The organism is Alkalihalobacterium sp. TH-98, from assembly GCF_057473385.1.
Genome location: NZ_JBYCKM010000045.1, coordinates 278809 through 292702 on the forward strand (window position 1 = coordinate 278809; position 13894 = coordinate 292702).

The 13894-nt window shown below is 36.6% G+C and carries 12 protein-coding genes; 8 read left to right on the plus strand and 4 right to left on the minus strand.

All coding sequences use genetic code 11. The annotated features are described in order from the left end of the window. Positions 1 to 13: 13 nt before the first annotated feature. Positions 14 to 742: an alpha/beta hydrolase gene (locus AC2VNP_RS17010; RefSeq protein WP_486918481.1), complete on the minus strand. Its 729-nt coding sequence runs from the start codon at positions 740 to 742 to the stop codon at positions 14 to 16. Positions 743 to 1034: 292 nt separating this feature from the next. Between AC2VNP_RS17010 and AC2VNP_RS17015 the strand changes: the two genes are divergently transcribed. Then, positions 1035 to 1586, plus strand: coding sequence for a phosphatidylglycerophosphatase A family protein (locus AC2VNP_RS17015; protein WP_486918482.1), 552 nt, complete (start codon positions 1035 to 1037; stop codon positions 1584 to 1586). Between the two features lie 142 nt (positions 1587 to 1728). Next, a complete protein-coding gene (locus AC2VNP_RS17020; protein WP_275117340.1) occupies positions 1729 to 1923 on the plus strand; it encodes a hypothetical protein in 195 nt (64 codons plus the stop codon). A 158-nt stretch (positions 1924 to 2081) separates the two neighbouring features. On the opposite strand, the gene fumC is transcribed toward AC2VNP_RS17020, so the two are convergent. Beyond that, on the minus strand, positions 2082 to 3467 hold the full coding sequence (fumC, locus tag AC2VNP_RS17025) for a class II fumarate hydratase (protein WP_486918483.1): 1386 nt from the start codon (positions 3465 to 3467) through the stop codon (positions 2082 to 2084). Positions 3468 to 3906: 439 nt separating this feature from the next. On the opposite strand from fumC, the gene AC2VNP_RS17030 reads away from it, so the two are divergent. From AC2VNP_RS17030 to AC2VNP_RS17045, 4 genes are all read left to right on the plus strand, one after another. Then, positions 3907 to 5121, plus strand: a complete 1215-nt coding sequence (locus tag AC2VNP_RS17030) for a NupC/NupG family nucleoside CNT transporter (RefSeq protein WP_486918484.1) — start codon at positions 3907 to 3909, stop codon at positions 5119 to 5121. A gap of 190 nt (positions 5122 to 5311) precedes the next feature. Further along, entirely contained in the window at positions 5312 to 5710 is a 399-nt protein-coding gene (locus tag AC2VNP_RS17035) for a GntR family transcriptional regulator (protein ID WP_486918485.1), read from the plus strand. Next, complete coding sequence (locus AC2VNP_RS17040; protein WP_486918486.1) at positions 5697 to 6575, plus strand: ABC transporter ATP-binding protein; 879 nt, start codon at positions 5697 to 5699, stop codon at positions 6573 to 6575. The genes AC2VNP_RS17035 and AC2VNP_RS17040 overlap by 14 nt, the downstream gene beginning before the upstream one ends. Continuing rightward, complete coding sequence (locus AC2VNP_RS17045) at positions 6565 to 7578, plus strand: hypothetical protein (protein WP_486918487.1); 1014 nt, start codon at positions 6565 to 6567, stop codon at positions 7576 to 7578. The genes AC2VNP_RS17040 and AC2VNP_RS17045 overlap by 11 nt, the downstream gene beginning before the upstream one ends. A gap of 224 nt (positions 7579 to 7802) precedes the next feature. Here the strand turns inward: AC2VNP_RS17045 and msrB are convergent, their stop codons facing one another. Together msrB and AC2VNP_RS17055 are read right to left on the minus strand one after the other, a co-directional pair. Further along, a complete protein-coding gene (gene msrB / locus AC2VNP_RS17050; RefSeq protein WP_486918488.1) occupies positions 7803 to 8762 on the minus strand; it encodes a peptide-methionine (R)-S-oxide reductase MsrB in 960 nt (319 codons plus the stop codon). A 351-nt stretch (positions 8763 to 9113) separates the two neighbouring features. Next, positions 9114 to 9770 (minus strand): potassium channel family protein, encoded by a 657-nt coding sequence (locus tag AC2VNP_RS17055; protein WP_486918489.1) that lies wholly within the window; start codon positions 9768 to 9770, stop codon positions 9114 to 9116. Between the two features lie 619 nt (positions 9771 to 10389). Here AC2VNP_RS17055 and AC2VNP_RS17060 point away from each other — a divergent pair. Beyond that, a complete protein-coding gene (locus AC2VNP_RS17060) occupies positions 10390 to 12117 on the plus strand; it encodes a BCCT family transporter (RefSeq protein ID WP_486918490.1) in 1728 nt (575 codons plus the stop codon). Between the two features lie 243 nt (positions 12118 to 12360). Continuing rightward, positions 12361 to 13809, plus strand: coding sequence for a SulP family inorganic anion transporter (locus AC2VNP_RS17065; RefSeq protein WP_486918491.1), 1449 nt, complete (start codon positions 12361 to 12363; stop codon positions 13807 to 13809). The last annotated feature ends 85 nt before the right edge of the window (positions 13810 to 13894 follow it).

Genomic DNA, 13894 nt, shown 5'->3' on the forward strand with positions numbered 1-13894 from the left:
CCTATTTCAAAGTTTATTTATGAAACATATAGAGTAGCGCAGATTTAATATTGGGCTGCCAAAACGTCCAACGATGGTTGCCTTCAAATTCGTGATAATGATAAGTAATTCCCAAATTAACTAGTAATTTATTCATTTCGCGGTTAGGTGTAAGAAAATCTTTTTGCTTTCCGTTGGTTGTTTCTACGTTAGTTTCTTCACTGCCTATCACGTGATAAATTTTTAAATGGGGTGCTTTTAATGAAGACAGTTCTTTCAAAACGGTTTGGTTGATATAAGGAGATTGTAATATAACCTGACCAAATGTATTTGGGTAATGCAGGGCAGTCATTAAAGAAATCGTTGCGGCTAATGAGTCACCGATAAGTGTTCGCCCTGCTGCAAGTGAAAACGTTTGAAAATGATCTTCTGCATATGGAACAAGCTCCTCGGCTAAGAAACGAATATAGGCATCCGCTTGCACTCCGTCTGGATGATACATCTCTCTTCGTTCCTGTAAACTTTCATAAGGGACCCCAATAATGATAACGTCTTCAATTTCATTATTAGAAATAAGCTCCTCGGCTTGGCGAGCGATTCGACCGAGTTGAAAGTAATCTTTACCGTCCTGAGCTATGAGCAAATGATAGCTGTATAAAGGTGAGTAGTTAGGAGGTAAATAGATTATAATGGGAAGTTCTTTTTTTAAATATTTACTGTAAATTTGATCTTCTTTAATTGTTCCGAATAATTGTTTACTCATTACTTTTTCAACCTTTCACATTGTCCAGATTTTCATCGTGATGATGTTATTATTCTAACATATATGCAGAAAATTCGGTTTCAAAACGAACTATTTTACGAAACGTGTAGATTTTTATATGAAACGCGCAAGCCCTCGTTTAGTGACGTAATTGTTAACCCCAAGTGCTCCCTTTCATAACATGTGTTAAAATATTTACAGTAGTTAGAAAAAAAGATCTTTTGCGTGAAAAGCATATGTACTTGATATGTTTAGTATAGCTAGATCATTAGTAACTGAGGGGGAAGCTAAAATGAAAGTACCAGTTCCATCAAATGTTGTTGAACAAGCTGCAAGAACAAAATTAACAGAACGAGGCGTGTCGATAGAGGATATTGCTCAAATCGTGTACGATCTCCAAGTTAAATTTTATAGCGGTTTAACAATGGAAGACTGTTTAGAAAGTGTTGATGCTGTATTATATAAGCGTGAAATACAACATGCAATCCTTGTGGGGATCGAATTAGACGAATTAGCAGAAAGAGGTCAGTTATCGGAACCTTTGCTGTCCATCATTCAGTCAGATGAAGGACTTTTTGGCGTAGATGAAACAATTGCACTCGGATCTGTCTTCGGTTTTGGCAGTATTGCTGTGACAACATTCGGTTATTTAGATAAAGCAAAAATGGGTATTATTAAAGACTTAGATGAAATTAAAGCACAGACCCATACTTTTCTAGATGACCTCGTTGCAAGTATCGCAGCTAGTGCTGCTGCGAGATTGGCTCACAGGCTGCGTGACCGAGATGAAAATCGAAGCCGACAGGAATTGGAAAAACTAGATATGGAAGATAAAATAGGGTAAGTGGGTAGAGTGTATATAGAATAGTTGGACCTTGCCGCAGGAAAAAGCTGTTAAAGAAAATCCCATTTTTTTATGAAAGGGTAAACTTTCGTATGAATTTTGGATAGAATAAAAGTAAATCATTGAAAGGCAAGGGAATGGTATGGGAAAAAGTCCACGGTGGATTTATTGGAAACAAACATTTCAATCTAAATTTCAAGCAGGATGTTTAAAAGCAAAGCTTGAAGATAACTGGCACAATGGCTATGAAATTGGACCATGTGTGGAAATAAAAAAGTTGAAAACAAATAAGTATGTTGTTCGATACACTTATGATGAGATGTCAGAAGGATCCTGACATCTCTTTTGTATTTTAATTTCGATAAAAACATGTTGGAAAAATACCAAAACAAAATATTTAGTTAGAAAATATAGTTACATGATAGCAACTATTTTTCATCTTATGATTTCTAGCGTATATTCCGTTAGCAATGTACCAATAGGTCAGCATATAACTTACTTATTCCCAATCATTTTTTCAGGACGAACAATCTCATCAAACTTTTCCCCTGATAATAACCCGCTTGCGATAGCAGCTTCACGAAGAGTAGATCCTTCTTCATGTGCTTTTTTCGCAATCTTAGCCGCGTTTTCATAGCCGATATGTGGGTTCAAAGCAGTGACGAGCATGAGTGACCTAGTAAGCAGGTTTTCAATTACGTCAGTATTCGCTTCAATTCCAACAAGACATTTATCGTTAAACGAAAGTATAGCATCGGCTAGCAGTTTAACAGATTGTAAATAGTTATAAATAATGACAGGCTTAAAAACATTCAATTCAAAATTACCTTGACTAGCAGCAAAGCCAATTGTTGCGTCATTTCCCATCACTTGTGCAACAACCATTGTTAAAGCTTCACTTTGAGTTGGATTTACTTTCCCAGGCATAATAGAACTCCCTGGTTCATTCGCAGGAATGGTAATCTCCCCAATTCCAGACCGAGGGCCGCTTGCCAACCAGCGGATATCATTTGCAATTTTCATCAAATCCGCTGCAAGTGCCTTTAATGCACCATGGGCATAAACGAGTTCGTCATGACTCGTTAAGGAGTGGAATTTATTCTTAGCAGAAGTAAATGAAATGTTGGTTATCTTACTGATTTCGTTTGCTACTTTATCTCCAAAATCAGGGTGAGCGTTAATTCCCGTACCAACAGCAGTTCCGCCAATGGCTAATTCTTTCATATGTTCTAAACTTTCGATGATCATTCGCTCTGACTTCTCAAGCATTCGCAGCCATCCGCTCACTTCTTGACCTAATGTTAAAGGAGTTGCATCCTGTAAATGCGTCCGTCCAATCTTGATAATATTATCGAATTCTTTCATTTTTCTTTCTGTTGTTATTTTCATTTTCTCAACTGCTGGGAGTAGCAATTTATTTACTTCATCAACTGCTGCAATATGCATAGCTGTTGGAAAAGTATCATTGGAACTTTGGGACCTGTTCACATCATCATTGGGATGAACTCGTTCTTTACTGCCTTTTTGGGCTAGTAATTGATTGGCTTCATGAGCAATCACTTCGTTTATGTTCATATTAGATTGTGTTCCGCTTCCTGTTTGCCAAACGGCTAATGGAAAATGTGTATCAAATTTACCTTCAATGATTTGATCAGCTACAGCAACAATTGCATCTTTTTTTTCTGCCTCAAGATTATTGATTTCATGGTTAACGATTGCAGCAGATTTTTTTAGAATGGCAAAAGCATGCATTACTTGAAGTGGCATTTTTTCGTTACCGATTTTGAAGTTCTCTAAACTTCTTTGTGTTTGTGCTCCCCATGATTTATCATTCGGTACTGGTACTTCTCCTAACGTATCTTTTTCAATTCGAAACGACATTGTTCATTCCTCCAAACATCTTTATCTTCTTAGCTTTATATATTTCCTGTTAATAAATACCTAATACTCGCTATAATATGTATCTTTCTACTTCTTTAAAACAATAAAAGGTCTGACAACACGACGGGACTTGTATACAGATAGTGTATCTAATATATGTCCACGGGAACGTGAAGAAGGCATGATCCTACTACTAGAGGAGGATGTTTAGGGATAGATCGTAAAAAGAAATACGCGCCCAAAAGAGGAAGAAAATAGGAGAAGTTGGACCTTAAAATCAGGAGACCATAAGAGGAAGAAATATAGACAGACAGCGCATAACGAATATCGTTTTAAATTTCCCCACCTAGTATTGAATGATATTTCTAGCTATGCAAATAATAACTTCATTGTAAAAAAGCTGTTTATTCTGGGATCTAATTAATGAGGTGTGTAGGTAATGAATATACTTTGGGGAATTTTTGGAGTGATTGTAATATTTGCTATCGCGTTTTTACTCTCAGCAAAAAGAAAAGCAATCAACTTAAGGACAGTTCTAGGTGGATTTGCTATCCAGCTTTTATTTGCCATTCTCGTACTTAAAGTTCCTGTAGGAAGAGAAGTATTAAATTGGCTGACGCAAGGAGTCGGAAGTATTATTGATTATGCTAATGCGGGCATTGGCTTTGTGTTTGGTGAAATGTTTGTTGAAGAAAACGGCATTTTTATGTTTGCGATTAATGTTCTTTCCGTTATTATTTTCTTTTCATCCCTAATATCGGTTCTGTATTATTTAAATATTATGCAGTGGGTCATTAAAATAATTGGTGGTGCTTTATCGAAACTGTTAGGTACTAGTAAGTCTGAATCGATGAGTGCTGCAGCTAATATTTTTGTTGGACAAACCGAAGCACCACTTGTTATTCGACCTTACATATCCAAAATGACTCAGTCTGAGTTATTTGCTGTTATGACAGGTGGTTTGGCTTCTGTTGCTGGATCTGTACTCGTCGGTTATGCGTTGCTCGGTGTTCCACTGGAATATTTGTTAGCCGCCAGTTTTATGGCAGCTCCTGCTGGTCTAGTGATGGCTAAAATGATTGTGCCGGAGACGCACCCAGAAGATATAACAGGTGAATTTACGATGGAAAAAGATAAAGAGTCTGCAAATGTGATTGATGCTGCTGCTAGAGGTGCAAGTGTTGGGTTAACTTTAGCTCTAAATATCGCAGCAATGTTACTAGCCTTTGTTGCCTTAATTGCTCTAATTAATGGAATTCTTGGTGCGATTGGTGGGCTTTTCGGAGTAACAGCGCTTACCTTGGAAGGAATTTTAGGATTTCTTTTTGCACCTTTAGCATTTGCGATTGGTGTACCGTGGCATGAAGCCGTTACAGCTGGAGGCTTTATTGGTCAAAAGCTAGTAGTCAATGAATTTGTGGCGTACCTTTCATTCGCACCGCAAATTGAGAACTTATCGGAAAAAACAGTGGCAGTTGTCAGCTTTGCGCTTTGTGGTTTTGCAAACTTTTCCTCATTAGCGATTTTATTAGGCGGGCTCGGTAACTTAGCTCCTGACAGGCGAAGTGATATTGCAAAATTAGGTTTACGTGCAGTAGCTGCGGGTATGTTGGCCTCGTTATTAAGCGGTGCAGTAGCTGGAATGTTATTTTAATTGGATAAGGTAAGGTCCTCTTCAACAGATGAAGAGGACTTTTTTAATTGCAAGTCTTAACATTGTATAAAAACTAAATCACTTTCAATAAATCTATTGACACATGCTGGAATTTTTTATATTGTATTAAGTGTAATACACTAAGTAGTACACATAAGACAATTAATGCAACCTATAAGGTGGTGAATGCATGCTTTTACGAATTGATCCAAAAAGTAATGTTCCATTGTATGAACAAATCATTATGCAAATTAAGGAACTACGGGCAAAGGGAATCATTCATGCGAATGAAAAGCTTCCGTCGGTACGAGAATTAAGTTCACAGATCGTTATTAACCCGAACACTGTCAGCAAAGCCTATAAAGAACTTGAGAGACAAGGGATTATTGTAACGATCCGGGGAAAAGGAACGTTTATAGCAGAAGGAGAAGTAATTGAAGCGTCTGAAAAGGAGAGAGAAAAAATGAAGAAATCTCTAGAACAGCTAGTTATAGATAGTGTGTATTTAGGGATAAAGAAAGAAGAACTGCAGCAGTGGATAGATGAATTATTTGAAGATTTAGGTGGTGACTTAGATGATAGAAATTAAACAGTTATCAAAATCCATTCATAATCATCAAGTTTTATCGGATATTAACTTTGAATTAAAGCCTGGAAATATTATTGGATTGATTGGTCGAAATGGTGCTGGAAAAACAACTCTTTTACGCCTTTTAGTTGGGATCCTTTTACCTTCGAGAGGGGATGTACTACTAGAAGGGAAAAGTATTTATCAGTTTCCGGAAGTTAAAAAGGAAATTGTATTCGTTCCAGATTCTCCTGAAGCGTTAAAGAGTTATTCGACTCAGGAAATTGTAAAGTTGTATAAACAAATATATCCCAATTTTGATGAAACATATTTTTATGAGTTACTAGACCGCTTTTCTTTACCGAAGTCGAGAAGAGTTGGTAATTACTCCAAAGGAATGAAGGCACTTTTCGCACTGGTCTTAGCTTTTTCTACGCGAGCAAAATATATCTTATTAGATGAACCTACCGATGGTCTTGATGTCATTATTAAAAAGAAAATCCTGCGCTATATAATTGAAGAAGTGGCCGAACAACAAGTTTCCGTCATCATTTCATCACATCGCTTAGATGAACTGGAGTTTATGGCCGATCAAATTATCGTTATTAAAGACGGTACAATTGAATCCAACTATGATCTTGATGCAATGAAACAAGCTTATCGAAAAGTTCAAGTCGTGTTTAAAGAATACTTACCAGATGAATTGAAAAATTACGTGAATGTACTCAGTCAAACGGGAAGAGTTTACACGTTATTAATTGACGGAGATCTGGTGGAAAAAGAAGCGGAAATCAAAAAGTATGAACCGTTGTTATACGAAGAATTGTCTGTTGTTTTAGAAGATATTTTCGTAGTGAAGCTCGGAGGTGAGGATTTTGCTGAATAAAGCGTTATGGATGAAAGAATTTAAACAAACAAAGGCATTGATTTTCGGTTTACTGTTACTCTTCTTTTTTGATTTTCCTATTCGAGTTTCACTTAGCTTAGAAAGTTGGAAAACCTTAGAGGAACAGGCTGCACTCAATCCAGACATGTATGGGCATGCGATTGTAAATGATTATATGGTTCGTTCATTGTTTTTTGGAGGATTTGCAACGTTTTTAGGATTAATATTAATTGTATTACTAGCTGGAATTATGATTGGATCCGAACGAAATACGCGCAAGAACGACTTTTCATTTGCTCTTCCATATAAACGAAGTGACATGTTTTTAACTAAATGGTTAATTGGATTTGTGACGATCACAACTTTTTATACAATCAATTATTTTGCGGCTTATTTCTTAGTAGCAACTTCAAATTATAGTCACTTTTTAGAGCAGTTTTCTCATGTTCAACTTTTTATTACACCACTGTTAGGTTTTATTACGTTGTTTAGCTTTGCTATGTTAATTGGAACAATTGCTGGAGAAATGATTTCACAAATGGCATTGACTTTCATCTTTACGTTCTTTCCGTTTGGTTTCTACTTCTTACTACAAGGATTTTGGATGGTTCATACGAATGGGTATTTACTAGAGCCAGAAACACTAACTTACCTTGTATGGCCGATTTATAGTATCGACACCTATTCTCACAAGCCATTACTTTTTCCTGTTGTCGCAACAATCATCTTCACAATTATTGCAACACGGTTATATATGGTAAATAAAGCCGAACATAATGGTGAATTCCTTATTTTTAAGGGGTTACAGCCGATTTTTAAGGTGGGAATTATCGTTTGTTTTTCTTTACTGGGCGGAATGTTAATTTCTAGCTTGACGCCATACACGAATGGTAATATACTGACTATCGTGTTCTATTGGATTGGGTTTCTCGTATTTGCTTACCTGTCTTATAGATTAACGACAAGGTTATTTTCAATGAACGTTACAGTTAAGAATAAATAAAAAGGTGAGAAAAGATGAAGAGAGTTTTTTGGTTGTATATTGTGTTGCTTTTTTTCCTAGCTTTTTGTTTCGTATATATTGAAAATATGAACCTACCATCTTAAGATGGTAGGTTTTTATACTTAATCGTATGTATTTCCTCTCGTTGGGAAATGCGTTTTTGTTAATAAGGAGTAGAAAAGGTCAAAAGCTGACAAGTTTCTTGTCAGCTTCGTTATTGTACATTATTTAAATAGACTTTTATATTCCCCGTAACCTTCTTTTTCTAGGTCGTTTTTATGAATAAATCTTAATGCTGCAGAATTTATGCAATAGCGTAATCCAGTCGGTTTTGGTCCGTCATCGAAAACATGACCGAGGTGGGAATCAGAATTTTTACTTCTTACTTCGATACGTCTCATTCCATGACTAGTATCCATCTCTTCAGCTAGTTTGTTTTGATGAAGAGGTTTTGAAAAGCTAGGCCAGCCACAGCCTGCATCAAATTTATCAAATGAACTAAATAATGGTTCACCTGAAATGATGTCTATATAAATACCTTCTTCTTCATTATTCCAGTATTCGTTATGAAAAGGAGGTTCTGTGCCGTTATTTTGGGTTACCTCGTATTGCATCGGCGTTAATGTTTTCTTAAGTGTTTCTGTGTCTTTTTTAACCGACCAATACTCTTTAATAAAGTGGTCACGACCAGAGCCTTTTCTGTACGTCATGTATCTAAACGGATTTTTCTTATAAAAGTCTTGGTGATAATCTTCTGCTGGATAAAATGGTAGAGCGGCTTGAATTTCAGTAACAATTGGCTTTGAAAAACGATCGCTTTCTTCAAGAGTCTTTTTTGATTTTTCCGCAATCTTCTTTTGCTCTTCAGTGTGATAAAAAATCACCGTCTTATAGGAGTGACCTCGATCATGAAATTGGCCGCCTGGATCAGTAGGATCAATTTGTTGCCAAAAGATATTAACTAATTTTTCGTATGGAAAAATCGCTGGGTCATATGTGATTTGTACGGCTTCATAATGTCCCGTTGTTTCACTACAAACTTCTTCATACGTAGGGTTTTCTTTATGCCCTCCTGTATATCCCGAGACAACCTTTTCTATACCAGGTAATTCGTCAAATGGTGTAACCATGCACCAGAAACAACCACCTGCAAATGTTGCGACTTCGAATGTATTATTTACCAAAATGATACCTCCTTCAAAGAAACCTTTTATGTATGTAGTATACAAACAAAATGAAAAGAAAAACAAAGATAATGCCTACGTTACGTACATCCCCCAAAAACCACCTAATTCGATGAAACCAAACATTTCTTTGTCCGTATATAATGAGTAAGTAGTAGTTAAGGAGTGAAGGTAATGGCAAAAGACAAAAAGAAAAGTGGATGGTCGTATTACTTATTTGAAATATTTCTAGAAGCTCTATCCTATTTGCCGAAAATGATTATTCGACTGGTAAAACATTGGTCGTAAAGTTTGTTAATTTTCATTCGTATATACGAAATACATACATTGTGAACAACTTTCTTGAAAAGATTACATTCCTTCTTCTTCAAATCGTTTCAAGTCATTTTTATGACCGATGACAATTAATATATCATTTAATTCGATTATTTCTGAAGGAAAAGGTGAAATATTTATATCATTACCTCGCTTGATGGCAAGAATAGTACAGCCATACTTTGCTCGGACATTTAATTGATCTAGTGACTTATTCGAAACTTTCTCTGTAGCAATTACTTCGATGATACTGTATTCGTCTGATAATTCGATATAGTCGACTATTTTTTCCGAAACGAGATGTTGGGCAATCCGAATGCCCATATCTTGCTCAGGATGAACGATCCGGTCTGCTCCAATTTTCTCCAATACACGGTGGTGATAATAATTCTGAGCCTTCACCCAAACATTAGACACTCCCAACTCTTTAAGAATGAGTGTACAAAGGATACTAGATTGAATATTATCACCAATTGCGACTATAACGTAATCAAAGTTACGGATCCCAAGTGAATGTAATGCATTTTCATCTGTACCGCTTGCAATGACACTATGAGTTGAATGATCAGTCATGTTATTCACTTTTTCCTCGTTATTATCAATGGCTAGAACGTCATGTCCGAGTTTATAAAGTTCCTTACAAACACTACTGCCAAATCGACCGAGACCAATGACGGCAAATTGTTTTCTCATTTAAGTATTTCCTCTTCCTTTAATTTTTCCTGTTAGTTAAATTTATTCTCGCTAAGTATAAGGATTAGTAATGTTAGTATGTGTCACTTTCCAGAAATTTAATAAACAAGCTAGGTTTAAGAAACATTGTAATATATCATGAAAAGAGTTCTAAAGTAGCTATATTTTGAGACCATAATCCTACTGGACCTAGATATTGTGAAAAATTGTAATATCAATACGAAGAAAGTGAAATTCATATTATTATGGTTTTAAAAAATCATATACGGGAAATAAAAAGAGGTCGAAACACCTGTAATATGGACATTCTATTACCTTATAAACTCGATAGAAGAATGTCGATTTCTTTAAATGGCATTTATATAGTGATATAATTTTTGTTACTTTGTGCTAGGAGGGGTTGGGGAAGAGAAAGCTGGCTCATCTTGTATAAATGAAAAAAAGGTGAGGAAACGTAAGAGAAACCGATAAAAGTAACCACATACGGTAATAATTAGGTTTTGTTAACTTTTTAAACGATTTATAGCTGCGGATATCGTGTTGCAGTTATTAAGATGAAGGTTTTGAAATTGAAGGGAGGGACCTTACGTTTCAAGCATGACTTGTTCGTAAGGGGAACATGGAAAAGTATACGTACAATACTAAAAAGCCAGGCAGTGTTTTTGTCATATCAGCTGTTTTAGTAAGTTTATTTGTTTTATGGGGTGTATTTGCACCTGGTGGATTAGAAGAAACAGCAAGCGATTTATTAGCATCAACCATCCAAAATTTCGGTTGGTTCTACATGATTGTTACAGCGATCTTTATTGCATTTGTATTGTTTTTAGCGATTAGTCCATTTGGCAAAATGAAACTGGGGAAGCCGGATGATAAACCAGAATATTCCTATTATACATGGATAGGAATGTTATTCTCAGCAGGTATCGGTGTCGGGTTTGTTTTCTGGGGAGTTGCTGAGCCCGTACTTTATTATATGGACCCGCCATACGGTGTAAACCCTGAAACGGTAGAAGCAGCTAATATCGGTTTACGATATGCAGTGTATCATTGGGCGTTGCACCCGTGGGCAATCTTTGGTTTAGTTGCTTTAACATTAGCATACGTTCAATATCGTAAAGATCAGCCAGCCCTCATTAGTTCTGCGTTTTATCCTATTTTAGGTAACCGGATTAACGGTTGGTTTGGGCGTGGTATCGATATTTTGGCCGTTCTAGCTACTTCTACTGGTGTCGCAACCACTTTTGGCTTAAGTGCGATGCAAATTACAGGGGGACTATCCTACTTAACACCAATTCCAAATAATACGACGACACAGCTAGTTGTTATCCTTATCGTGACTATATTATTTATGTTTTCAGCTGGGACTGGATTAAATAAAGGGATTCGAATTTTAAGTATAACGAACTTAACCATTGCGGCTATTCTATTATTATTTATGATCATCTTTGGCCCAACACTCTTTATTGCTGAAGGGGTTGTAACGACATTAGGAGGATATATATCCAATATTATCCCAATGAGTTTAACGATGACTCCATTTGCTGACAGTGTATGGTTAGGGGCATATACCATTTTCTTTTGGGCTTGGCATATTTCATGGGCTCCTTTTATGGGTCTATTTATTGCCAGAATTTCAAGAGGACGAACGATACGTGAGTTCGTCTTTGGCGTCCTATTTGTACCATCGCTTCTTGGGTTAATTTGGTTTACAGCTTTCGGTGGAACAGCACTGCACCTACAACGAGAGACAGGAAGCAACATTGCTGAAATCGTCATGAATAATGTCGAAGTAGCATTATTTGCAACGCTTGCCGAGTTACCGTTAGGTGCTGTAATGAGTGTTCTATCTGTGTTGTTAATCATTATTTTCTTCATTACTTCTGCAGACTCAGCTTCATATGTATTAGGAGCAATGACTTCTAGAGGAAGCTTAGCACCTGCATTGTATGTTAAGTTGATCTGGGGCTTATTAATTGCAGCAACGGCAAGTGTTCTCTTATTAAGCGGGGGCTTACAAGGCTTACAGACTGCTTCCATTATTGCCGCTCTACCGTTTGCTGTCATTATGCTCACCATGGCTGTGTCGATGTTCTTAATGATAAGTAAGGATTATCGAGCCATAACAAAAAAGAAACGTACGAAACAAATTGAAACAATTAAAGAGGAAGTTCGGGAAGAAATGAAAGAAGACATCTACGATGAACTAAAAGAAGAGATGCTAGAAGAAGTTAGAGATGAAATTAAAGAAGAAGTCTTAGAGGAGTTTAAGGAAGAAATATATGAAGAGATGAAAGAGGAAATTCTAGAAGAAATAGAAACAGATGAGGGGAATTCTAAAAAAGAATAATGATTTAAGAGACTGACATTACATCAGTCTCTTTTTTTTGGTGACCTTTACCATGTAAATATGAATTTTATGTGAAAAAGTTAGATTTCTAAAGAAAAGTGGAGGAAACTAAGGAGAAACTCAAAGAGAATGCGCTTACATGGGTGTTTGAGTATTTTAAAAATCGTGATACAATGCACTTCGTTATGGGCGGACCTGATTTTCTAAAGAAGGAAAATCAACAATCTAAGATAGAGGTGTAAAATGAATATCGAGACAATAAAAAATGAATGGTTTGGTAATGTGAGAGGTGATGTGCTTGCAGGTATAGTAGTTGCCCTCGCGTTGATCCCAGAAGCGATTGCGTTCTCAATTATCGCTGGTGTTGACCCAATGGTTGGGTTGTATGCCTCTTTTTGTATTGCTGTTGTTATTGCATTTGTCGGTGGACGACCAGGGATGATTTCCGCAGCAACAGGAGCAATGGCATTATTAATGGTTACACTTGTGGCAGAGCACGGGCTTCAATACTTATTAGCAGCTACAATTTTAACGGGTATTATTCAAATCCTATTTGGTGTTTTTAAACTAGCTCGCTACATGAAGTTTATCCCGCGTTCTGTAATGATCGGATTCGTCAATGCATTAGCGATTTTAATTTTTATGGCCCAGTTAGACCAATTCGTTGATGCAACTTGGGTTATGTATGCATTAGTTGTAGCCACATTGGTTATTATTTATGTATTACCAAGATTCACAAAGGTCGTTCCTTCTACTTTAATTGCTATTATAGTTATTACTTCTTTCGTTATTTTAACAGGAACAGGTGTTAGAACGGTAGGGGACATGGGTGAATTGACTCAAGCTCTTCCAATGTTTTTAATTCCGCAAATTCCATTAACGTTAGAAACATTAATGATTATATTCCCATATGCATTAGCTCTAGCTATTGTAGGTCTTCTAGAGTCTTTACTAACTGCTCAAATTGTAGATGATATGACAGATACTGAAAGTGATAAAAATAAAGAAAGTCGTGGACAAGGTATTGCAAATATTGTTACTGGCTTTTTCGGCGGAATGGCCGGCTGTGCGATGATTGGTCAATCGGTTATTAACGTGAAGTCGGGAGGTCGTGGAAGATTATCAGCATTAGTTGCCGGTGTGTTCCTCATGATCCTTATTGTAGCTTTAGGAAAACTTGTTGTACAAATTCCAATGGCGGCTCTTGTTGGGGTTATGATTATGGTTTCGATTAGTACGTTTGATTGGAACTCTGTACGAACGCTTCATAAAGTGCCGAGAACGGATGCTGCTGTTATGGTCGTTACAGTTGGAACGGTTGTCATTACTCATAACCTAGCAATCGGAGTATTCGCAGGGGTAATCCTAAGTGCAATTTTCTTCGCAGGAAAAATTTCAAAAGTTAACGTTTCAGCAGAAGTCATTAATCAGAAGAAAACATACTATGTGCAAGGCCAAATTTTCTTTGCTTCTGTGACTGACTTCGTTGCTGCATTTGACTATAAAGAAAACGTGACAGAAGTTATTATTGATCTAAGTCAATCTCATTTATGGGACGACTCAGCAGTTGGAGCCATCGATAAAATCAAATATAAGTTTGAACAAAATGATATCGATGTGAAGTTCATCGGACTAAATAAAGATAGCACAAACCTAATGAACAAAATTGGCGGCATGTCTTCAGGCCATTAAATTTTCTAAACAGGTCATCCTACACGGATGGCCTATTTTTCATAACAAAGGCTGACATCCTGTGATTAAGTGTTTTAATGAACTT